The 20,177-nt window shown below is 60.2% G+C and carries 21 protein-coding genes and 1 pseudogene; 14 read left to right on the top strand and 8 right to left on the bottom strand.

Translation table 11 applies throughout. The features are described from left to right. Nucleotides 1–89 precede the first annotated feature (89 nt). From minC to BLO97_RS28855, 6 genes are all read left to right on the top strand, one after another. Nucleotides 90–827, top strand: coding sequence for a septum site-determining protein MinC (gene minC, locus BLO97_RS28880; protein ID WP_063324805.1), 738 nt, complete (start codon nt 90–92; stop codon nt 825–827). 200 nt (nt 828–1,027) lie between these two features. Next, entirely contained in the window at nt 1,028–1,840 is an 813-nt protein-coding gene (minD, locus tag BLO97_RS28875; RefSeq protein ID WP_058542331.1) for a septum site-determining protein MinD, read from the top strand. Beyond that, nucleotides 1,840–2,094 (top strand): cell division topological specificity factor MinE, encoded by a 255-nt coding sequence (minE, locus tag BLO97_RS28870; protein WP_003179111.1) that lies wholly within the window; start codon nt 1,840–1,842, stop codon nt 2,092–2,094. The genes minD and minE overlap by 1 nt, the downstream gene beginning before the upstream one ends. Before the next feature lie 102 nt (nt 2,095–2,196). Further along, nucleotides 2,197–2,832, top strand: coding sequence for an RluA family pseudouridine synthase (locus tag BLO97_RS28865; protein WP_092224652.1), 636 nt, complete (start codon nt 2,197–2,199; stop codon nt 2,830–2,832). Between the two features lie 238 nt (nt 2,833–3,070). After that, nucleotides 3,071–4,360: a M18 family aminopeptidase gene (locus tag BLO97_RS28860; RefSeq protein ID WP_092224650.1), complete on the top strand. Its 1,290-nt coding sequence runs from the start codon at nt 3,071–3,073 to the stop codon at nt 4,358–4,360. A 262-nt stretch (nt 4,361–4,622) separates the two neighbouring features. Beyond that, nucleotides 4,623–4,805, top strand: a complete 183-nt coding sequence (locus tag BLO97_RS28855; protein WP_063324804.1) for a hypothetical protein — start codon at nt 4,623–4,625, stop codon at nt 4,803–4,805. Nucleotides 4,806–4,812: 7 nt separating this feature from the next. Here BLO97_RS28855 and BLO97_RS28850 read toward each other — a convergent pair whose 3' ends face one another. Continuing rightward, nucleotides 4,813–5,559, bottom strand: coding sequence for a UTRA domain-containing protein (locus tag BLO97_RS28850; protein WP_063324803.1), 747 nt, complete (start codon nt 5,557–5,559; stop codon nt 4,813–4,815). A gap of 349 nt (nt 5,560–5,908) precedes the next feature. Here BLO97_RS28850 and BLO97_RS28845 point away from each other — a divergent pair, with 349 nt between their 5' ends. The 6 genes from BLO97_RS28845 to BLO97_RS28820 all read left to right on the top strand — a co-directional run bounded on the left by BLO97_RS28845 (nt 5,909) and on the right by BLO97_RS28820 (nt 11,217). Next, nucleotides 5,909–6,976, top strand: coding sequence for an ABC transporter substrate-binding protein (locus BLO97_RS28845; protein WP_092349541.1), 1,068 nt, complete (start codon nt 5,909–5,911; stop codon nt 6,974–6,976). Nucleotides 6,977–7,095: 119 nt separating this feature from the next. Then, the gene (locus BLO97_RS28840) at nt 7,096–7,902 is read left to right on the top strand and encodes an alkaline phosphatase family protein (RefSeq protein ID WP_063324801.1); all 807 of its coding nucleotides are present in this window, start codon (nt 7,096–7,098) and stop codon (nt 7,900–7,902) included. Between the two features lie 5 nt (nt 7,903–7,907). Beyond that, complete coding sequence (locus tag BLO97_RS28835) at nt 7,908–8,744, top strand: ABC transporter permease (RefSeq protein ID WP_161951765.1); 837 nt, start codon at nt 7,908–7,910, stop codon at nt 8,742–8,744. After that, entirely contained in the window at nt 8,731–9,531 is an 801-nt protein-coding gene (locus BLO97_RS28830; RefSeq protein ID WP_092201692.1) for an ABC transporter permease, read from the top strand. The genes BLO97_RS28835 and BLO97_RS28830 overlap by 14 nt, the downstream gene beginning before the upstream one ends. Further along, on the top strand, nt 9,528–10,517 hold the full coding sequence (locus BLO97_RS28825) for an ABC transporter ATP-binding protein (RefSeq protein ID WP_092147727.1): 990 nt from the start codon (nt 9,528–9,530) through the stop codon (nt 10,515–10,517). The genes BLO97_RS28830 and BLO97_RS28825 overlap by 4 nt, the downstream gene beginning before the upstream one ends. 46 nt (nt 10,518–10,563) lie before the next feature. Further along, nucleotides 10,564–11,217: an HAD family hydrolase gene (locus BLO97_RS28820; RefSeq protein ID WP_063324797.1), complete on the top strand. Its 654-nt coding sequence runs from the start codon at nt 10,564–10,566 to the stop codon at nt 11,215–11,217. Between the two features lie 222 nt (nt 11,218–11,439). Here the strand turns inward: BLO97_RS28820 and BLO97_RS28815 are convergent, their stop codons facing one another. The 5 genes from BLO97_RS28815 to BLO97_RS28795 all read right to left on the bottom strand — a co-directional run bounded on the left by BLO97_RS28815 (nt 11,440) and on the right by BLO97_RS28795 (nt 14,778). Continuing rightward, on the bottom strand, nt 11,440–12,228 hold the full coding sequence (locus BLO97_RS28815) for a DUF2182 domain-containing protein (RefSeq protein ID WP_092147724.1): 789 nt from the start codon (nt 12,226–12,228) through the stop codon (nt 11,440–11,442). Further along, nucleotides 12,228–12,863, bottom strand: coding sequence for a DUF1326 domain-containing protein (locus BLO97_RS28810; RefSeq protein WP_092147721.1), 636 nt, complete (start codon nt 12,861–12,863; stop codon nt 12,228–12,230). Before BLO97_RS28810 ends, BLO97_RS28815 begins: the two co-directional genes overlap by 1 nt. A gap of 226 nt (nt 12,864–13,089) precedes the next feature. Beyond that, nucleotides 13,090–13,329, bottom strand: a complete 240-nt coding sequence (locus tag BLO97_RS32430) for a hypothetical protein (protein ID WP_092349537.1) — start codon at nt 13,327–13,329, stop codon at nt 13,090–13,092. A 9-nt stretch (nt 13,330–13,338) separates the two neighbouring features. Continuing rightward, nucleotides 13,339–13,560 carry a hypothetical protein gene (locus tag BLO97_RS28800; protein WP_092224639.1) on the bottom strand — a complete coding sequence of 74 codons (222 nt, stop codon included), beginning with the start codon at nt 13,558–13,560 and terminating at the stop codon, nt 13,339–13,341. 255 nt (nt 13,561–13,815) lie between these two features. Then, nucleotides 13,816–14,778, bottom strand: coding sequence for a zinc-binding dehydrogenase (locus BLO97_RS28795; RefSeq protein WP_063324792.1), 963 nt, complete (start codon nt 14,776–14,778; stop codon nt 13,816–13,818). Nucleotides 14,779–14,917: 139 nt separating this feature from the next. Between BLO97_RS28795 and BLO97_RS28790 the strand changes: the two genes are divergently transcribed. After that, the gene (locus tag BLO97_RS28790) at nt 14,918–16,996 is read left to right on the top strand and encodes a carboxy terminal-processing peptidase (RefSeq protein ID WP_170846016.1); all 2,079 of its coding nucleotides are present in this window, start codon (nt 14,918–14,920) and stop codon (nt 16,994–16,996) included. Between the two features lie 118 nt (nt 16,997–17,114). After that, the gene (locus tag BLO97_RS28785; RefSeq protein WP_092349534.1) at nt 17,115–18,902 is read left to right on the top strand and encodes a bifunctional diguanylate cyclase/phosphodiesterase; all 1,788 of its coding nucleotides are present in this window, start codon (nt 17,115–17,117) and stop codon (nt 18,900–18,902) included. Nucleotides 18,903–19,139: 237 nt separating this feature from the next. Here the strand turns inward: BLO97_RS28785 and BLO97_RS28780 are convergent, their stop codons facing one another. Together BLO97_RS28780 and BLO97_RS28775 are read right to left on the bottom strand one after the other, a co-directional pair. After that, nucleotides 19,140–19,556, bottom strand: a complete 417-nt coding sequence (locus BLO97_RS28780) for a hypothetical protein (RefSeq protein ID WP_092201680.1) — start codon at nt 19,554–19,556, stop codon at nt 19,140–19,142. Between the two features lie 9 nt (nt 19,557–19,565). After that, a pseudogene (locus tag BLO97_RS28775) lies at nt 19,566–20,177 on the bottom strand (type IV secretion protein Rhs); the annotation flags it as partial.

The raw sequence follows: 20,177 nt of genomic DNA, 5'->3' as shown, positions 1-20,177 counted from the left end.
ATTCTACATTGTTCGACCCGGGTTGCGGCTGGCGGACGATCTCGTTATAAGTCTCGGCACTTTTAGTGACAAGCCGTTGTACGCCGACCATGAGCCAAACCGAACCGCTAGACCAAGATCCCGTGTTCCAGTTGAAGGGCAGCATGCTCGCCATTACGGTGCTGGAGCTGGCCCGCAACGACCTGGAAGGCCTTGACCGGCAGTTGGCGGCCAAAGTCGCCCAGGCGCCGAACTTCTTCAGCAATGCACCGCTGGTGCTGGCCCTGGACAAGCTGCCGGCCGGCGAAGGCGCGGTGGACCTGCCAGGCCTGATGCGCGTTTGCCGCCAGCACGGCCTGCGCACCCTGGCGATCCGCGCCAGCCGCATCGAAGACATCGCCGCGGCCATCGCCGTGGACATTCCGGTGCTGCCGCCGTCCGGCGCCCGGGAGCGCGTGCTGGAACTGAGCCCGGTCGAAGCCAGGAAAGTCCCGGAAAAACCACCAGAGCCCACCATCAAGCCGACGCGCGTGATCACCTCGCCAGTACGCGGCGGGCAACAGATCTATGCCCAGGGTGGCGATCTGGTCGTGGTGTCCTCGGTCAGCCCGGGCGCGGAACTTCTGGCCGATGGCAACATCCATGTATACGGCCCGATGCGCGGCCGCGCGCTGGCCGGCGTCAAGGGGGATACGAAAGCCAGGATCTTCTGTCAGCAATTAAGCGCTGAACTGGTCTCCATCGCCGGGCAGTACAAGGTTTCCGAGGATTTGCGCCGCGATCCGTTGTGGGGGGCGGGCGTTCAGATCAGCCTGTCGGGCGACGTGTTGAACATCATTCGGCTTTAACGGATACTGCCGCATTTTCCAAGCATCTCTAAAACGAGCGAAAACGGCTTAAACGACGTAGGAAAAAGGATCAGGCAGTGTTTACCGGAGGTAGACCCCGTCCGACATCCGATTCCAGCCAAGCCTGTCCAATTGCAGCCGTTTTCCAGAGATGTTTTTCAGGGGCTGAAAAAGTCCTTTTTCCTTAGGGGTGAAACACCTTGGCCAAGATTCTCGTGGTTACATCCGGCAAGGGTGGTGTGGGTAAGACCACCACCAGCGCCGCTATCGGTACCGGTCTCGCTCTGCGCGGCCACAAGACAGTCATCGTCGACTTCGACGTCGGCCTGCGTAACCTGGACCTGATCATGGGTTGCGAGCGTCGCGTGGTCTATGACTTCGTCAACGTCGTCAACGGTGAAGCGAACCTGCAACAAGCCCTGATCAAGGACAAGCGCCTTGAGAACCTCTACGTGCTGGCCGCCAGCCAGACCCGCGACAAAGACGCGCTGACCCAGGAAGGCGTGGAAAAAGTCCTGATGCAACTCAAGGAAGACTTCGAGTTCGTGGTCTGCGACTCCCCGGCCGGTATCGAGAAAGGTGCCCACCTGGCCATGTACTTCGCCGATGAGGCGATTGTCGTGACCAACCCGGAAGTGTCGTCGGTCCGCGACTCCGACCGCATGCTGGGCCTGCTGGCAAGCAAATCCCGCCGCGCCGAAAAGGGCGAAGAGCCGATCAAGGAACACCTGCTGCTGACTCGCTATAACCCACAACGGGTCAGCGACGGCGAAATGCTCGGCGTCGAAGACGTCAAGGAAATCCTCGCCGTCACTCTGCTGGGCGTCATTCCCGAATCCCAAGCGGTACTCAAGGCCTCCAACTCCGGCGTGCCGGTGATTCTCGACGACCAGAGCGACGCCGGCCAGGCATATAGCGATGCCGTCGATCGCCTGCTGGGCAAAACCGTAGCGCATCGATTCCTCGATGTAACGAAGAAGGGTTTCTTCGAGCGCCTGTTTGGAGGTAGGTAATGAACCTTTTTGACTTCTTTCGTGCCAACAAAAAGCCCAGTACCGCCTCGGTCGCGAAAGAGCGTCTACAGATCATCGTGGCGCACGAACGCGGCCAACGCAGCACCCCTGACTACCTGCCGGCCTTGCAGAAGGAACTGGTGGAAGTGATCCGCAAATACGTCAACATCGGTAGCGATGACGTGCACGTGGCACTGGAAAGCCAGGGCAGTTGCTCGATCCTGGAACTCAACATCACCCTGCCGGATCGCTGATCGCGCCGGCGGGAGCCACGGCGGCTCGGGTCCTTCTCCTCCCATTCGTGGGCTTGAGAAGGGCCCGCGCCGCCGTTGGCGTTTGTAACGAGACTGTTTTCAATGCCCCTGTCCAACATCCGCATCATTCATCAGGACGCCGCTGTCCTGGTGGTCGACAAGCCGACCCTGTTGCTCTCCGTGCCCGGCCGGGCCGACGACAACAAGGACTGCCTGATCACCCGCCTGCAGGAAAACGGCTATCCGGAAGCCCGAATCGTGCACCGACTGGACTGGGAAACCTCCGGTATCATCCTGTTGGCCCGCGACCCGGACACTCATCGCGAACTGTCCCGGCAATTTCATGATCGCGAAACCGAAAAAGCCTACACGGCGTTGTGCTGGGGCCAACCGGAACTGGAGAGCGGCAGCATCGACCTGCCCTTGCGCTACGACCCGCCGACCAAACCCCGGCATGTGGTGGACCATGAGCACGGCAAACACGCCCTGACCTTCTGGCGCGTACTGGAACGTTGCGGCGATTGGTGCCGGGTCGAACTCACGCCGATTACCGGGCGCTCGCACCAGTTGCGCGTGCACATGCTGTCCATCGGTCATCCGCTGCTGGGCGACGGACTCTACGCCCACCCGCAGGCCCTCGCTGCCTGGCCACGCCTGTGCCTGCACGCCAGCATGCTGAGCTTCACTCATCCGCAAAGCGGCGAGCGCCTGCGCTTCGAGTGCCCGGCACCGTTCTAAGAGACACCACCGCCCCCTGTGGGGAGGGGATTTATCCCCGCTGGGCCGCGAAGCGGCCCTAAAGACTGACACCTCGGAAAGTCTGCTTGGGTTGCTGCTGTTGGGGCTGCTGCGCAGCCCAGCGGGAGCAAGCTCCCTCGCCACAGGCCCACCCCGAGTCACTCACATATCCACGCCGCACCCTCCCCAGCGACCACCAATACGGTAAACTGCCGCCCATTGCTGTCTGGAGTTTCTTATGCGCGCAGAGTTGAACCAGGGCCTGATCGACTTTCTCAAGGCCTCCCCTACCCCGTTCCATGCCACCGCCAGCCTTGCCAAGCGCCTGGAAGCGGCTGGCTATCAGCGTCTTGACGAACGCGAGACCTGGGCCACCGAGGCCAACGGTCGCTATTACGTCACGCGCAACGACTCCTCGATCATCGCCTTCAAGCTCGGCCGCAACTCACCGTTGCACGATGGCATCCGCCTGGTCGGTGCCCACACCGACAGCCCCTGCCTGCGGGTCAAACCGCAGCCGGAACTGCAACGCCACGGGTTCTGGCAACTGGGCGTGGAAGTCTACGGCGGCGCGTTGCTGGCGCCGTGGTTCGACCGCGACCTGTCACTGGCCGGGCGCGTGACTTTCCGCCGTGATGGCAAGGTTGAAAGCCAGTTGATCGACTTCAAGGCGCCGATCGCTACGATTCCGAACCTGGCCATCCACCTCAATCGCGAAGCCAACCAGGGTTGGGCCATCAACCCGCAGAATGAACTGCCGCCGATCCTTGCCCAGTTCGCCGGGGACGAGCGCGTCGATTTCCGTGCCGTGCTCACCGATCAACTGGCCCGCGAACACGGCCTGAACGCCGACGTGGTACTCGATTACGAGTTGAGTTTCTACGACACACAAAGCGCTGCGGTCATTGGCCTGCACGGCGATTTCATCGCCGGTGCGCGCCTGGACAACCTGCTGTCGTGCTACGCCGGCCTGCAAGCGTTGCTGAACGCCGATACCGAAGAAACCTGCGTGCTGGTATGCAACGATCACGAGGAGGTCGGTTCGTGCTCGGCCTGTGGTGCCGACGGCCCGATGCTGGAGCAAACCCTGCGTCGCCTGCTGCCTGAAGGTGAAGAGTTCGTCCGCACCATTCAGAAATCCTTGCTGGTGTCGGCGGACAACGCCCACGGCGTGCATCCCAACTATGCCGACAAGCACGACGCCAACCACGGTCCCAAGCTCAACGCCGGCCCGGTGATCAAGGTCAACAGCAACCAGCGCTACGCCACCAACAGCGAAACCGCCGGGTTCTTCCGCCACCTGTGCATGGCTGAAGAAGTGCCGGTGCAGAGCTTCGTAGTGCGCAGCGACATGGGCTGCGGTTCGACCATCGGCCCGATCACCGCCAGCCAACTGGGCGTGCGCACCGTGGACATCGGTCTACCGACCTTCGCCATGCATTCGATCCGCGAACTGTGCGGCAGCCATGACCTGGCGCATCTGGTGAAGGTACTGAGCGCGTTTTATGCCTGTCGTGAGTTGCCATAACCGCTAAACCTATTTGGACCGGAGACATGCAGGCTCTTGTGGCGAGGGGATTTATCCCCGCTGGACTGCGAAGCAGTCCCAGAATTCACCAACCACCGCGATTATCCGGTAGGCGTAGGGGGTTGCTGCGCAACCCAGCGGGGATAAATCCCCTCGCCACAAGAGTGTTCACCTCGGGATCGCGGGGGATGTGACTTACATCATCACATCCTGGGAAAACCCCAACTAGACTGACCTTATCCCCCCCGACAAGGCTGTCTCCATGGTTTCCATATCTTCGTTCAACGCCATGCTGGTGCCCATCATTGCCGGCATGATCCTGCTGGCCATCGGCTTCAACTTCCGTGACAAGAGCGTCGGGGTCTTTGCCATGTGGATCGGCATGTTGCTGATCCTCGCCACGGTGGTGATCAAGATCCTGAGCAAGCTCAACGAATCGCTCTGAGCCTGCCTCAGGCTGCGGGCGATTGTTCCGGTACCGGTTGCTCCGGCACATCCACGCCGACATGGATAGCATCGTGTCGCCAGAATTCCAGGTCGCAATCGATCAGCCGCTGGTGCTGGTCATAGTTGACCCGTGCGATGCGAAGCCCGGGGCTGCCCACCGAAACCTTCAACGCCGCTGCCGCTTCCGGCTGTAACGAGGTGGGCACGATTTCAAACTTCACCCGGCCGTAGTGCAGGTCGTAATGGCGGGCGTACAGTTCGGTGATGGATTGGTTGAGGTCGAACCCCAGGATGTCCGGAAAATACTGCGGGTTCAGGTAGTGCTCGACGTACAGCACCAGCCGCTCGTCGATACGCCGCACGCGGCAGATCTGGATCACGCTGGACAACGCCGGCAGTTGCAACCAGGCACATACCGCCGCCGAGGCCGGTTGCAGGCGCGCCGAGATCACTTGGGTAGAAGGCACACGCCCTTGGGCTGCGACCATGGCGTGGAAATGGCTGCGTTGCATCAGGTTGTAGGCCAGGCGCGGCGGCGAAACGAACCAGCCCCGGCGCTCCTCCCGATAAATCTGCCCCTGGGCTTCGAGCTGCAACAACGCCTCACGCACGGTAATCCGCGTGGTCCCGAACAACTCACTGAGCTTGCGCTCGGCCGGCAATTTGCTGCCGGGCGCCAGCAACCCGTGGTCGAGCTGCTCTTGCAGGACCTGTCCGATGGCTGTCACCGCTTTGGTTGCATCGATGCGCATCAACGTTACCTATCTGGACTAGACCAGCACTGTTTCGGGGCAAGATCGACTGTCCATCGATCCGCTTCTTGGTCCAGCAAGCCTAGGCACTGCACATGACTGGCAGATGACAGAGCCGCCGAACGGTCGTTTTGCAAGCGTGCAAATTAACGGCCAAGTCCTTTCAGATCAGCTGTTTAACCATGGTCTACGCTTAATTCGCAGCCAACCTCCACGAGCCGGGCATTTCCTGAAGCCTCCACCACCGACATCAAAATGTCACAGGGCTCGCCTACATTGGCTCAGGTATTGCTGACCTAGACCAACACAACCGCAATCGCAGCGTTGAAAACGCCCATAGGAGCTTCGGATGAAACAGCTTTTCCTGGCATCACTGTTAGGCTCGACCATTGCCATGTGCACCGCCGCCATGGCCGCTGACACCGATCTGAAAACATTGGAAGCCGCTGCGAAAGCGGAAGGCGCCGTGAACAGCGTCGGCATGCCCGATGACTGGGCAAACTGGAAAGGCACCTGGGACGACCTGGCCAAGGTCTACGGCCTGAAACACATCGACACCGACATGAGTTCGGCCCAGGAAATCGCCAAGTTCGCCGCCGAGAAAGACAACGCCAGCGCCGACATCGGCGACGTCGGTGCAGCTTTCGGCCCGATCGCGGTCAAGCAGGGCGTGGTCCAACCCTACAAGCCAAGCACCTGGGACCAGGTGCCTGCCTGGGCCAAGGACAAGGACGGCAACTGGGCACTGGCCTACACCGGCACCATCGCGTTCATCGTCAACAAGAAGCTGCTGCACGGCTCCGAAGTGCCGACCAAATGGGCTGACCTGAAAACCGGTAAGTACAAAGTCTCCATTGGTGACGTGAGCACCGCGGCCCAGGCGGCCAACGGTGTGCTGGCTGCCGCCCTGGCCAACGGCGGCGACGAGAAAAACCTGCAACCGGCGCTGTTGATGTTCGCCGAGATCGCCAAGCAAGGGCGCCTGTCCATGGCCAACCCGACCATCGCCACGATGGAGAAAGGTGAAGTCGAAGTCGGCGTGGTCTGGGACTTCAACGGCCTGAGCTACAAGGCCAAGATGGCCAACCCGGATGACTACGTCGTGCTGATTCCGTCCGACGGCTCGGTGATCTCCGGCTACACCACCATCATCAACAAATACGCCAAGCACCCGAACGCCGCCAAGCTGGCTCGCGAGTACATCTTCAGCGACGCCGGCCAGATCAACCTGGCCAAGGGCAACGCCCGGCCCATCCGCGCCGAGCACCTGACACTGCCGGAAGAGGTCAAGGCCAAGCTGCTGCCGAATGAGCAGTACAAAGGCGTGACGCCGATCAAGGATGCCGATGCGTGGGAAAAAACCTCCAAGGCTCTGCCGCAGAAATGGCAGGAAGAAGTGATCATCAATATGCAGTGAGGCGCTAGCTCTCGCTCGGATATCCAATGGAAATCCAATTGTGGGAGTGAGCAATCTCGCTCCCACATTGGACCTGCGGTGAATCCGAGTTTTCTGGTGTCCATCCGGAGTCTTGGTCCATGAAGCACAACGTCATCCTGGTGGTGCTCGACGGCCTCAACCATGAGGTCGCCCGGCATGCCATGGGGCATTTGCAGGCTTACGTCGGCGCAGGACGCGCGGCCCTCTACAAACTGGAATGTGAGTTGCCCGCCCTGTCCCGCCCGCTCTATGAATGCATCCTCACTGGCGTCGTGCCCATCGACAGCGGGATCGTGCACAACAACGTCTCGCGCCTGTCGAATCAGCGCAGCATTTTCCACTACGCCACCCAGGCCGGCTTGAGTACGGCGGCCGCGGCGTATCACTGGGTCAGCGAGCTCTACAACGTCTCACCCTTCGTGGCCGGTCGAGATCGTCATACCGACAACCCCGATTTGCCGATCCAGTACGGGCATTTCTATTGGAATGACCACTACCCCGATTCCCATCTGTTCGCCGACGCCGAACACCTGCGCCAGCGCTACTTGCCGAACTTCCTGCTGGTGCACCCGATGAACATCGACGACGCCGGCCACAAGCACGGCCTCGACACCCCGCAATACCGCAACAGCGCCCGCTCGGCCGACATCAACCTGGCGGTCTACCTGCAAGGCTGGCTCGACGCCGGTTACCAGGTGCTGGTGACGTCCGACCACGGCATGAACAACGATCGCTCCCATAACGGCCTGTTGGCCGAAGAACGGGAAGTGCCGCTGTTTGTCCTGGGTGACGGCTTCAGTCTCGATCCCGCGGCCGCGCCCCGGCAGACCGAACTGTGCGGCACCATTTGCCAATTGCTCGGCGTCGACCACGACAAACCCTATTGCCAGGAGTTACTCAAGTGAACGCCATGACGCGCGGCAAATGGCTGGCAGCGTTGTGCCTGGTGCCCTTCGCGATTTTCTTCATCGTGTTCCAGATCGCCCCGCTGCTGTGGGTGCTGGTCAACAGCCTGGAATCGGAAGAGTTCGGCTGGGGCCTGGCCAACTTCAGCAAGATCTTCAGTTCCAAGTTCTACCTGCAAGCGATCCAGCACAGCCTGGAGATCAGCTTCTGGTCCAGTGTGTTCGGCATCGTCATCGCCGTACTCGGCAGCTACTCCCTGCGCCGGGTGGATTCGCGGTTGCGCAACTTCGTCAACGCGTTCGCCAACATGACCAGCAACTTCGCTGGCGTGCCCCTGGCCTTCGCCTTCATCATTTTGCTCGGGTTCAACGGCAGCATCACGATCATGCTCAAACAGGCGGGGATCATCGAGGATTTCAACCTGTATTCGAAAACCGGGCTGATCATCCTCTACACCTACTTCCAGATTCCCCTGGGTGTGCTGCTGCTCTATCCGGCCTTCGACGCCCTGCGCGAAGACTGGCGCGAATCCGCCGAACTGCTGGGGGCCAGCGGTTGGCAGTTCTGGCGGCACATCGGCTTGCCGGTGCTGACCCCGGCGCTGCTGGGCACCTTCGTGATCCTGCTGGCCAACGCCCTCGGCGCCTATGCCACGGTCTATGCGCTGACCACCGGCAACTTCAACGTGCTGCCGATTCGCATCGCCGCCATGGTTTCCGGCGACATTTCCCTCGACCCGAACCTGGCCAGCGCCCTGGCCGTGGTGTTGGTGGCGTTGATGACCGTCGTGACCATCGTCCACCAGTTGCTGCTCAAGAGGAGCTACCATGTCTCGCGCTGAACCGGGCTCCGCCGGGCTCTATCATCGGGCGGTGGTGTACCTGCTGTTCGCCATCCTGCTGCTGCCCCTGGCGGGCACGCTCGTCTACTCCATCGCCAGCAGTTGGTCGGCCACCGTGCTGCCCAGCGGCTTCACGTTCAAATGGTATGTGCAGTTGTGGAGCGATCCGCGCTTTCTCCACGCCTTCGGCCAATCGCTGCTGGTCTGCGTTGGTGCGCTGGTGCTCTCGGTGGTGTTGATCCTGCCGTTGCTGTTCGTGGTGCATTACCACTTTCCGAAACTCGACGCGCTGATGAACATCCTCATCCTGCTGCCCTTCGCGGTGCCGCCGGTGGTGTCGTCGGTGGGGCTGTTGCAACTCTATGGCTCCGGACCGCTGGCGATGGTCGGCACGCCGTGGATCCTGATCGGCTGCTACTTCACCGTCGCCCTGCCGTTCATGTACCGGGCGATCACCAACAACCTGCAAGCCATCAACCTGCGCGACCTGATGGACGCCGCCCAACTGCTCGGCGCCAGCACCTTTCAGGCCGCGTTCCTGGTCGTACTGCCGAACCTGCGCAAGGGCTTGATGGTGGCGTTGCTGCTGTCCTTCTCGTTCCTGTTCGGCGAATTCGTGTTTGCCAACATCCTCGTCGGCACGCGCTATGAAACCCTGCAGGTCTACCTGAACAACATGCGCAACAGCAGCGGCCACTTCACCAGTGCCCTGGTGATTTCCTACTTCTTCTTCGTACTGGTCCTGACCTGGGCGGCCAACATCTTGAACAAGGACAAAAGCCAATGAGCTACGTCAGCGTCCAACACCTGCAAAAAAGCTACGCCGGCACGCCGGTGTTCAGCGACATCAATTGCGAGATCAGCAAAGGCGAGTTCGTCACCCTCCTCGGCCCTTCCGGTTGCGGCAAGTCCACACTGCTGCGCTGCATTGCCGGCCTGACCGCAGTGGATGCTGGCCAGATCATCCTGGACGGGCAAGACATCGTCCCGTTGAGCCCGCAGAAACGCGGCATCGGCATGGTCTTCCAGAGCTACGCCTTGTTCCCCAACATGACCGTGGAACAGAACGTCGCCTTCGGCCTGCGCATGCAAAAAGTCGACGCCTCGGACAGCCACAAGCGTGTGCTGGAGATCCTGCGCCTGGTGGAGCTGCATGATTTTGCCGGCCGCTATCCCCATCAACTCTCCGGCGGCCAATGCCAGCGCGTCGCCCTCGCCCGCTCCCTGGTGACCCGGCCGCGCCTGTTGCTGCTGGACGAGCCGCTGTCGGCCCTGGATGCGCGGATTCGCAAACACCTGCGCGAACAGATCCGTCAGATCCAGCGCGAACTGGGCCTGACCACGATCTTCGTCACACACGACCAGGAAGAAGCCCTGACGATGTCTGATCGGATTTTCCTGATGAACCAGGGAAAGATCGTACAAAGCGGCGATGCCGAAACCCTTTACACTGCGCCGGTCGACGTCTTTGCCGCCGGGTTCATCGGCAACTACAACCTGCTGGACGCCGACAGTGCCAGCCGGCTGCTGCAACGCCCGGTGAACGGCCGCATCGCCATTCGCCCGGAAGCCATCGAGCTGAGTCGCGGTGGCGAAGCCGATGCGCTGATCCGCAGCCACAGCCTGTTGGGCAACGTGATTCGCTACCGGGTCGAGGCCCGTGGCGTGGAACTGGTGGTGGATGTACTCAATCGCTCGGCCGCCGACCTGCACCCCGATGGCGCACGGTTGTCACTTGCCATCGATCCGTCGGCGCTGTGTGAGGTAGCCTGATGGCTTTATCGATTTTGAAGTTGATCTTGAAGAGGAAAACGCGCTGATGGCCCTGGCAATTTTTGATCTGGACGAAACCCTGATCCACGGCGACTGCGCCACCCTCTGGAGCGAACAGATGGGACGCCTGGGCTGGGTCGATCCCGAGTCGTTCATGCAACGCAACAACGCGCTGATGGATGCCTACAGCCACGGCAAACTGAGCATGGAAGAGTACATGGACTTCAGCCTGGAACCGATGATCGGCCGCACACCGGAAGAAATCGAACACTTGGTAGGGCCTTGGGTGGAAGACTTCATCGAACCGATCATCTTCAGCGACGCCACCAAGACCATCGCCGAACACCGCAAGGCCGGCGACCGGATCCTGGTGATCTCGGCTTCGGGCACGCACCTGGTCAAGCCGATTGCCGAACGCCTGGGCATCGACGAGATCCTGGCGATCAACCTTGAAGTGGCCCATGGCGTCTACAGCGGCAAGACCGTAGGCACCCTGACCTACCGCGAAGGCAAGATCGCGCGGTTGCTGGACTGGCTGGATGCCGAGGAAGAAAACCTGGAGGGCGCCAGTTTCTATTCCGACTCGCGCAATGACCTGCCGTTGTTGCTGCGGGTGGATTTCCCCCACGTGGTCAACCCGGATCCCGTGCTGAAGGCCCATGCCGAATCGGCCGGGTGGCCAATCCATACCTGGAAATGAACACTGAACAGCCCCAGGAAGAACACCCAGGCTTGTGTGGCGAGGGAGCTTGCTCCCGCTCGGCTGCGAAGCAGTCGTAAAAACGGTTGACGCGATCTGCCTGGGCAATTGCGTCGTCTCGATTGGGACGGCTACGCCACCCAGCGGGAGCAAGCTCCCTCGCCACGGGGCACGAGTGCGTCGGTAAGTTCCTGACAATAAGGCACACTCGCTCCCACAGGTTCAGCCAAGCAACAGCCACAGGCTCCAGCCGAGCAACAACACACCGCAGACACGGCTGAACCAGAGTCCCTGCGGCAGGTTTTTCTCCAGCAAAATGAAGGCACCGATCACTGCCACCCAGAGCAGGTTCATCACGCCGACCACGAACAGCAGGCCCATCAGGGCCCAGCAGCAGCCCAGGCAGTAAGCGCCATGGGCCAGCCCCATGCGCCAACCCCCGAGCACGTCGGGGCGCCAGTAGCTGAGCAGAAAATGCAGCGGCCCGCGACAATGCTCAAGGCAGACCGCCTTGCCTGGCAGCCACTGATAGACGCCTGCGACCAACAGCAGGCCGGCGCCCAGCGCGGTACTGGTGCTACGCATCCCCGGACTGAGCAGGGCGAGCTGCTCGAGCGCCCATTGCAGCGCCGTGGCGCCCAGGGCAAAACCGGCCCAGACCAGGACATAGGCGCTGCCGAACAGCAGCAGGGCCAGGTGTCGCCGCGGTGCCGGCATGCGCTTGCGCAGCATCTGCTGGTAGATCAACAGCATGGGCAAGGTGCTGGGCAGCATCATGCCGACCATCATCACCACCCACATGGCGAACATCAGCAGCGCATCGGCCAGGCTCCAAGGCATGACCATGCCACCCATCGCCGCATCAGCCATGCCGCCCGGCGCACTCATGTCGCGAGCCATCTCCAGCAACATCAGCCAGGCCAGGGCAGTCAGCGCGAGCAGGCAGAGCAGGAGCAGTAACTGCTCGCCTGTCAGTCGCTTGCTCGGCGTCGCCGCCTGAGGTTCTGCCATTACGGCTCTATGCCATGGCCGGTGAAGTGCACGTGGGCGAGGTGGCTATGACTGCCCTGGGATTGTAGTTTGAGGGCTGAATGCGTCTGGTAGCTGCCGCTGGCCACTTCGGCCTCACGGAACTCGAAGCCGTTGGGCAGGGACAGGCGGGCTCGATGAGGTGAACCGTCGATCGGGCTGCGGATCGGCTCGCCGCTGGCCTGCAGCACGCCTGGAATGTCCAGGTGCGCCAAGCGCTGATCGACATCGATGGAAAGAGTGATGGGCACGAACAGCGGTTCGAACGCTTCACTCATGGTGCTGCTGAACACCTGAAACACGTTGGCCCCAGGGTCGCTCTCCAAGCCAGAAAGAATGGTCAACAGGGCCTGGCGTTGCGCCTCATCGGCGCGTTCATCGATGAACACCTGGCAACTGCCGCTGCCCTCATGGATGGCACCCGGCCAAGCGAAGGTGGCGGCCCAGCACAAACCGTCCAGCGCGACCTGATTGAAATATCCGTGTTCCACTCGCATCGACGCCACCGCCTGGCAGTGACCATGGGTCGGTGGTGCATTGAATTGACAGGGGCAGCCCCAATTGCAGTTGCAGGCAATGAATTCGACGCCCTGCATGCGCCATTCGGCGATGGCCATGATCAACCTCTTCACCTGGCGGGTGAAATGAAAGCTGCGGTTACCCCATCCCCCATTAGTTAACGCTAGCAGGGCCCGCGCATCGGATACGGGCTGCCGACCGAAGGTCAGCTTGCCCGTGGTCGCCGGTCAAAGGTGAAAGCCACCGTCGATATCACCTTGTCGCTGCCACGGGCCGCACCTGCACTGTGCTGGTGAGTCTGCGAAACGGCAACAGGCACTAGAGCTAGAGCCCGCAATACACCTGCATCGCATTCAGGGCCGTATCATCCCCACTGCCCTGATCGGGTTCACTTTTGAGTCGGAATCCCCAGACATATTGTCCCTGAGGGCAGTATGCAGCCGCGCCCCAATCTCCCCATGGCCCTTGTTCTGACGTGTCTGAAGGCACTTGTGCTTGGGCAGCTTCAACGAGCCCCCATGAAAGTGCACAAACCAGCGCGTGTAGAACGACATGATCAGACATGCCAGTGCCCTACTTGAACTTGGAAAAGGCTTTTGCCAGATCCAGAATTGCTTTTTCGTCTTGCCTGTCCATGTCGCCGTCGCCATCAGCGTCGGTTTTGACATTGACGGTATCGTAGGGGCCGTTCTTTTTCGACGCAGAGACAAAAGTCGCGAACAGCAACTTCTTGCCCTTATAGATCTCCAGGACAACGTCGGGCGATCTGTTGTCGTCAACATATTCCTGGGTCATGCGGAGCTCTTTCGTAGCCATCACAGCACCTCTTCTGTCAGTGGACACTAAACAGAGAGACATCTATTACTCTCGAACCCACTCTAGAGTGACTTTCTTCGTGGTGTCTACTGTCAGACTTGACAGGGTGTATCCCTATCTAGCCCTTTGCAAATTCCAGCGAGCGCGGGAGCGAGCACTTACTACAGGACACTCAAATTCCTGTGTCGAGCAAGCTTGCTCGACACAGGAACCGCAGCTGTACTGCTTGCGCGACTAGCTCAGACTCTCGTCGATCACCAACACCAACTTCCCTGACACCTGGTTGGTCGCCAACTCCGCAAACGCCGCTTCGGCATCCTTGATCGCGAAGGTCTTGGCCAGTTGCGGGCTCAGGCGCTTGTCGGCAAACAGCGGCCACACCTGTTGGCCCAGCTCGCTGATCAGGTCGGCCTTGAACTGCTCGTCACGGCTGCGCAAGGTCGAACCGAGCAATTGGATACGCTTGCCCAGCACCTGTGCCAGATCCAGTTCGGTCGAGCGCCCCCCCATCAGGCCGATCAACACCCAGCGGCCGTCAACTGACAAAAGTTTCACGTTGAGTTTGGCGTAGCTGCCGCCCACCGGATCGAGGATCACGTCGAACGGACCGAGATCGTTCAAACTCTCCAGGCCATCGGTGCGTACCACGCCACCCTGGGCGCCCAGGGCCTCGCAATAGGCCAGCCGCTCGGTCGAACCGACACTGACCCAGCATGGGTTGCCGAACGCCTTGCACAGCTGGATCGCGGCCGAGCCGACGCCGCTGGCCCCAGCGTGCAACAGTACTTTTTCACCCGGCTTGAGCGCCGCCAGCTGGAACAGGTTCAGCCACGCAGTGCCGTAGACCTCCGGCAGCGCGGCCGCCTCAGTCAATGACAGGCCCTCCGGCACCGGCAATACATGCCGGCCATCGACCACCACCTCCTCGGCCATCCCACCGCCGGCCAGCAACGCGCAAACGCGGTCGCCCACCTGCCAGGACGAGCCCGGCCCGACCTCGCTGATCACCCCGGCGCACTCCAGCCCCAACACCTGGCTGGCGCCGGGCGGCGGCGGGTAAAGTCCGGCTTTTTGCAGCAAATCGGCCCGATTCAGGCCGGCGGCTGCCACACGAATACGAACTTGCCCGACATCACACGCCGGGCTCGGCTCATCTGCCCATACCACTTGGCCTTCAACGCCTTGCAATGCTTTCACGGTGCCTCCATAGTGAGTCTCGACTGGGCCCGCTGCTTCAACGCCGGGCTTTCTTGCATTATGCGCCCGGGCCACATGGAACCGGCGACTTCAAAGACGGCCTAATATGCGTTATCAATTGTCCCTGCGTCGAATCAGCATGAAGCATCTGTTCCCCAGTACCGCCCTCGCGCTAGTCATTGGCCTCGGCCTGTTACCGCTGTCGAACGATACGTTCGCAGCCAACAGCTGGGACAAGCTTCAGCCCGATCGTGACGAGGTGATTGCCAGCCTTAACGTGGTCGAGTTGCTCAAGCGCCATCACTACAGCAAGCCGCCACTCGATGATGCGCGCTCGATCATCATCTACGACAGCTACCTGAAGCTGCTCGATCCGTCGCGCAGTTACTTCCTGGCCAGCGACATCGCTGAATTCGACAAATGGAAGACCCAGTTCGACGACTTCCTCAAGAGCGGCGACCTGAACGCCGGGTTCACCATCTACAAGCGCTACCTGGACCGCGTGAAGGCGCGTCTGGACTACGCCCTTGCCGAGCTGAACAAAGGCGTCGACAAAATCGATTTCAATACCAAGGAAACCTTGCTGGTCGACCGCAAGGACGCCCCCTGGCTCAAAAGCACAGCCGAACTCGATGACCTGTGGCGCAAGCGCGTCAAGGACGAAGTGCTGCGCATGAAGATCGCCGGCAAGGATTCCAAGCAGATCCAGGAAACCCTGACCAAGCGTTACAAGAACCAATTGGCTCGCCTGGACCAGACTCGCGCCGAAGACGTTTTCCAGGCGTACATCAACACCTTCGCCATGTCCTACGACCCGCACACCAATTATCTGTCGCCGGATAACGCGGAAAACTTCGACATCAACATGAGCCTGTCCCTGGAAGGCATCGGTGCGGTGCTGCAGAGCGACAACGACCAGGTGAAAATCGTGCGCCTGGTCCCGGCGGGCCCGGCGGACAAGACCAAACAGGTCAGCCCGGCGGACAAGATCATCGGCGTCGCCCAAGGCAACAAGGAAATGGTCGACGTGGTCGGCTGGCGCCTGGACGAAGTGGTCAAGCTGATCCGTGGTCCGAAAGGCTCGGTGGTGCGCCTGGAAGTCATTCCGGCCAGCAATGCGCCGAACGACCAGACCAGCAAGATCGTGTCCATCACCCGTGAAGCGGTGAAGCTGGAAGAACAGGCAGCGAAGAAATCGGTCCTCAACCTCAAGCAGGACGGCAAGGACTACAAGCTCGGCATCATCGAGATCCCGGCCTTCTACCTGGACTTCAAGGCCTTCCGCGCCGGGGATCCGGACTACAAGAGCACCACGCGCGACGTCAAGAAGCTGCTGACCGAGCTGCAGAAGGAAAAAGTCGACGGCGTGGTCATCGACTTGCGCAACAACGGCGGCGGCTCCCTGCAGGAAGCCACCGAGCTGACCAGCCTGTTCATCGACAAGGGCCCGACCGTGCTCGTGCGTAACGCCGATGGTCGAGTGGATGTGCTGGAAGACGAAAACCCCGGTGCGTTCTACAAGGGGCCAATGGCCTTGCTGGTCAATCGCCTGTCCGCTTCCGCCTCGGAGATTTTCGCCGGCGCCATGCAGGACTATCACCGTGCGCTGATCATCGGCGGCCAGACCTTCGGCAAAGGCACCGTGCAGACCATCCAGCCCCTCAACCATGGCGAACTGAAGCTGACCCTGGCGAAGTTCTACCGGGTTTCCGGCCAGAGCACCCAGCATCAGGGCGTACTGCCTGACATCGACTACCCGTCGATCATCGACACCAAGGAAATCGGCGAAAGCGCCCTGCCCGAAGCGATGCCGTGGGACACCATCCGCCCGGCGATCAAGCCGGCGGTGGATCCGTTCAAGCCGTTCCTGGCCCAGCTCAAGTCCGAGCATGACACCCGCACGGCCCAGGATGCAGAGTTTGTCTTCATCCGCGACAAGCTGGCCCTGGCGCAGAAGTTGATGATGGAGAAAACCGTCACCCTCAACGAAGCCGACCGTCGCGCGCAGCATGCCGACATCGAGGCCAAGCAACTGACCATGGAAAACCTGCGTCGCAAGGCCAAGGGCGAAGAACCGCTCAAAGAACTGAAGAAAGAGGACGAAGACCTGATCACCGAGCCGGAGAAAACCAAGCCGGAAGACGATGCCTACCTGAGCGAGACCGGGCGGATCCTGCTGGATTACCTGAAACTCAACACAGCGATCGCCAAGCACTAGGATGATGGCCATTTAATGGTGATGCTCGTCTGAGTGTCATCAAACTGACATCAGTCTGTCGTGAAATACAGGACTGGGTGCCACGCACCCGGTCCTTTTTTTATCGCCAGAGATTGCCATGACCACGACAGAACAGCTGAGTGCCTTGAGTTCGATCCTGGCTCAAAGCGGTTTGCACAGCCTGTTCCAACCGATCATCTGCCTTTCCGAACGGCGCATCGTGGGTTATGAAGCCTTGACCCGCGGCCCCTCCAACAGCCCGTTGCACTCCCCCATCGCGCTACTCTCCGTGGCGCGCCAGGCCGGCCGCCTCAGCGAACTAGAGTTGGCCTGCCGCCGCAGCGCCTGCCAGCGCTTCAATGAGCAAAAGCTCCCGGGCAAGCTGTTTCTCAACGTCTCGCCCGAGTCGCTGCTGGAGTCCGCGCACCAGACCGGGCGCACCCTGCAACTGCTGCAGGACCTCGGCATTGCCCCCAGCCAAGTCGTGATCGAACTGACTGAACAAACCCCTATCGATGACTTCCAGCTCCTGCAAACCGCGCTGCATCATTATCGTGCGATGGGTTTCTCGATTGCCCTGGACGACCTGGGCGCCGGCTATTCGAGCCTGCGGCTGTGGTCTGAATTGCGACCCGATTATGTGAAGATCGACCGGCATTTCATCGACGGCATCCACCAGGACGCCCTCAAGCGCGAGTTCGTGGGCTCGATCCTGAAAATCGCCCGGGCCTCCCGCGCCCAGGTGATTGCCGAGGGAATCGAACTGCCGGAAGAATTGGCGGTGCTGATCGAAATGGGCGTCGACCTGGTCCAGGGCTATCTGCTGGCCCGGCCTCAGGAACAACCGTCACGCGATGCCAGGGCGCTGATGCCCAAGCAGGACAGCGGCGTGGCGGCGTTGAGCGATGAGGTCAACGACCTCGGTGCGCTACTCAACGAACAACCGGCAGTGGCCCACAACACGCCGACAGCCACCGTGCTGGAAGCCTTTCGTCGCCAGGCCAACCTCAACTCCCTGGCGGTGCTGGATGATCAAGGGCAGCCCTGCGGCATCGTTCATCGCCATTCGCTCTCGGATGCCTTGCTCAAACCCTTCGCCACCGACCTGTTCGCCCGCAAACCCATCAGCCGCTTGATGAGCGACGACTTTCTCGCAGTGGAGTTGAACCAGTCGTTGCAACAAGTCAGTCGCCTGATCACCAGCCGCGCCCGACAACGCATCGAAGAGGACTTCATCATCACCCTCAACGGCAGCTACATGGGCCTGGGCCGGGTGATCGATGTGCTCAAGCTCATCACTGAACTGAAAATCCAACAGGCCCGCTACGCTAACCCACTGACGCTGCTACCGGGCAACGTCCCGATCCAGCAATGCCTCACGCGCCTGCTGCAGCAGCGGCAGGAGTCGGTGATCTGCTACGTGGACATCGACAGTTTCAAACCCTTCAACGACATCTACGGCTACGGTCGCGGCGACGAAGTCCTGCTGTGCCTGGCCCAATGCCTGAACGAACGCATCGACCCCAGCCGCGACTTCGTCGGTCATATCGGCGGCGACGACTTCCTGCTGGTCCTCGGCCCGGAAGACTGGCGCAGACGCCTGGACCAGCTCCTCAGCGACTTCCAGACCCACTGCCGCCGCTTCTACCGCCCCGAACACCTGGAGGTTGGATGCTTTACAGCGTTGAACCGACAGGGCGTTCGACAGGAGTTCGCGTTGTTGTCGCTGTCGATTGGCGTGGTGCACCTGCGCGCCGAGGCCTGTGAGGAATTGGACGCCAGCCAGTTGGCGGAACTGGCTTCGCAGGCCAAGCACCATGCCAAGGAGATTTTGGGGGGGAGTGTGTATTTAGTAGATGGTTTGGCTGAGCGGGAGGCTGTGGTGGAGTTGGGGTTGTCGGTGTAAGCGGATTCTCCATTCACCGCGGCCCGAACGCCCTGGCGCAACCCCTGTGGCGAGGGGATTTATCCCCGCTGGGCTGCAGAGCAGCCCTAAAGCAGCGAACTCACTCTTCCTGATACTCCGAGTTGTCTGGTTTGGGCGCTGCTCCGCAGCCCAGCGGGGATAAATCCCCTCGCCACAAAAGCAGCTTAGCGGTATGTGGATTGAGCTGAGAGAAGGCCAGAAATTTTGTGTTCGGACCTACCAAGTAGATGGATCTTCGAGGGATGCTTTATCCAAGTCCTCTTTCCATTCTTCGCTTGCCAGCTTGTATATATCCTCAAAAAATTGGCGAGGATCATCAATTTCAGTCTCGTCCCAAGCCATAGAGCGTGGATCATCATAGTCACTCTCAAACTCTTTCGAAAAGTCAAAACCAGGAGAAGAAAGAGCCGACTTCAGAACTTCAAGCAATAGAAATCTGTGCCTATAGGTTAAGTCATCGAACCGCCGTAAAATAAACTCCTTTATTATTTTCTCCCTATCATCCTTTTCGTTTGGATTGAAAACCCAAAGCTGCTCACCCAGCGTCTCTTCAAGATCATATATTGAAATCCCCCCTAGCCAATACGACAGCACAGGCACAAAGGGAAGATCATAATTTACCCACATCAACATTACACACCTCTAATCAGGGAAAGCAGTATAAGGCCTACCCTTAACGGCCTGATCGAACCTAACTTCCGAGTAATCCAAGCTATCCATATACACAGGATTATCCTTATCTTTTTTATTAACCTTATACCCTCTCCCTCCCCCAGGCATCTCTTTTCTTACTACTGGATCACCGTCCTTGGTAAATCCTGTATAAGCTGGCGGCACCCGATTCATCCTAGCAATCGCATCATTAATTGCATGCATCTGCAGCCTCCAACTTATAAATTGCGAGCTATGGTTTATCGGTCCTTTCTTTCCTTTTTTCGTTGGATGACTTCCATCAATTGACCGTTGCCTAATCGCCTTGTCAGATATTTCTGGATTGTGCTTGGCGACAGTGTGCATTTTATATTTCTCCTCATACGCCTCTACGCGCCGCTTAGCATTCGCCTCTCCCAACTCACCAATCCGCGCCCGCCGCTGCTCCGCCGTCATCGGCAACCGCGGCTCCCCCTCATCTACCTGGACCTTACCCGCCGGATCCTGATCCCCAACCGCCGGCCGACACCCACCCTTCCCCGGACAATCCACCAACCCCAACGGATCCACCCACCCCGTCGGGTTCACCGTGTAGCGATACCC

Origin of the sequence: Pseudomonas sp. NFACC05-1 (genome assembly GCF_900100135.1) — a bacterium.
GTDB lineage: Bacteria > Pseudomonadota > Gammaproteobacteria > Pseudomonadales > Pseudomonadaceae > Aquipseudomonas > Aquipseudomonas fluorescens_Q.
The sequence above is the reverse complement of the archived record's forward strand: the minus strand, read 5'-3'. Positions and strand labels throughout refer to the sequence as shown.

Excerpts from the sequence above, each read along its gene's own strand:
- minC (WP_063324805.1), top strand. The coding sequence starts at position 90 with ATGAGCCAAACCGAACCGCTAGACCAAGATCCCGTGTTCCAGTTGAAG.
- minE (WP_003179111.1), top strand. The coding sequence starts at position 1,840 with ATGAACCTTTTTGACTTCTTTCGTGCCAACAAAAAGCCCAGTACCGCC.
- BLO97_RS28865 (WP_092224652.1), top strand. The coding sequence starts at position 2,197 with ATGCCCCTGTCCAACATCCGCATCATTCATCAGGACGCCGCTGTCCTG.
- BLO97_RS28860 (WP_092224650.1), top strand. The coding sequence starts at position 3,071 with ATGCGCGCAGAGTTGAACCAGGGCCTGATCGACTTTCTCAAGGCCTCC.
- BLO97_RS28855 (WP_063324804.1), top strand. The coding sequence starts at position 4,623 with ATGGTTTCCATATCTTCGTTCAACGCCATGCTGGTGCCCATCATTGCC.
- BLO97_RS28850 (WP_063324803.1), bottom strand. The coding sequence starts at position 5,559 with ATGCGCATCGATGCAACCAAAGCGGTGACAGCCATCGGACAGGTCCTG.
- BLO97_RS28845 (WP_092349541.1), top strand. The coding sequence starts at position 5,909 with ATGAAACAGCTTTTCCTGGCATCACTGTTAGGCTCGACCATTGCCATG.
- BLO97_RS28840 (WP_063324801.1), top strand. The coding sequence starts at position 7,096 with ATGAAGCACAACGTCATCCTGGTGGTGCTCGACGGCCTCAACCATGAG.
- BLO97_RS28835 (WP_161951765.1), top strand. The coding sequence starts at position 7,908 with ATGACGCGCGGCAAATGGCTGGCAGCGTTGTGCCTGGTGCCCTTCGCG.
- BLO97_RS28830 (WP_092201692.1), top strand. The coding sequence starts at position 8,731 with ATGTCTCGCGCTGAACCGGGCTCCGCCGGGCTCTATCATCGGGCGGTG.
- BLO97_RS28825 (WP_092147727.1), top strand. The coding sequence starts at position 9,528 with ATGAGCTACGTCAGCGTCCAACACCTGCAAAAAAGCTACGCCGGCACG.
- BLO97_RS28820 (WP_063324797.1), top strand. The coding sequence starts at position 10,564 with ATGGCCCTGGCAATTTTTGATCTGGACGAAACCCTGATCCACGGCGAC.
- BLO97_RS28815 (WP_092147724.1), bottom strand. The coding sequence starts at position 12,228 with ATGGCAGAACCTCAGGCGGCGACGCCGAGCAAGCGACTGACAGGCGAG.
- BLO97_RS28810 (WP_092147721.1), bottom strand. The coding sequence starts at position 12,863 with ATGGCCATCGCCGAATGGCGCATGCAGGGCGTCGAATTCATTGCCTGC.
- BLO97_RS32430 (WP_092349537.1), bottom strand. The coding sequence starts at position 13,329 with ATGTCTGATCATGTCGTTCTACACGCGCTGGTTTGTGCACTTTCATGG.
- BLO97_RS28800 (WP_092224639.1), bottom strand. The coding sequence starts at position 13,560 with ATGACCCAGGAATATGTTGACGACAACAGATCGCCCGACGTTGTCCTG.
- BLO97_RS28790 (WP_170846016.1), top strand. The coding sequence starts at position 14,918 with ATGAAGCATCTGTTCCCCAGTACCGCCCTCGCGCTAGTCATTGGCCTC.
- BLO97_RS28785 (WP_092349534.1), top strand. The coding sequence starts at position 17,115 with ATGACCACGACAGAACAGCTGAGTGCCTTGAGTTCGATCCTGGCTCAA.
- BLO97_RS28780 (WP_092201680.1), bottom strand. The coding sequence starts at position 19,556 with ATGTTGATGTGGGTAAATTATGATCTTCCCTTTGTGCCTGTGCTGTCG.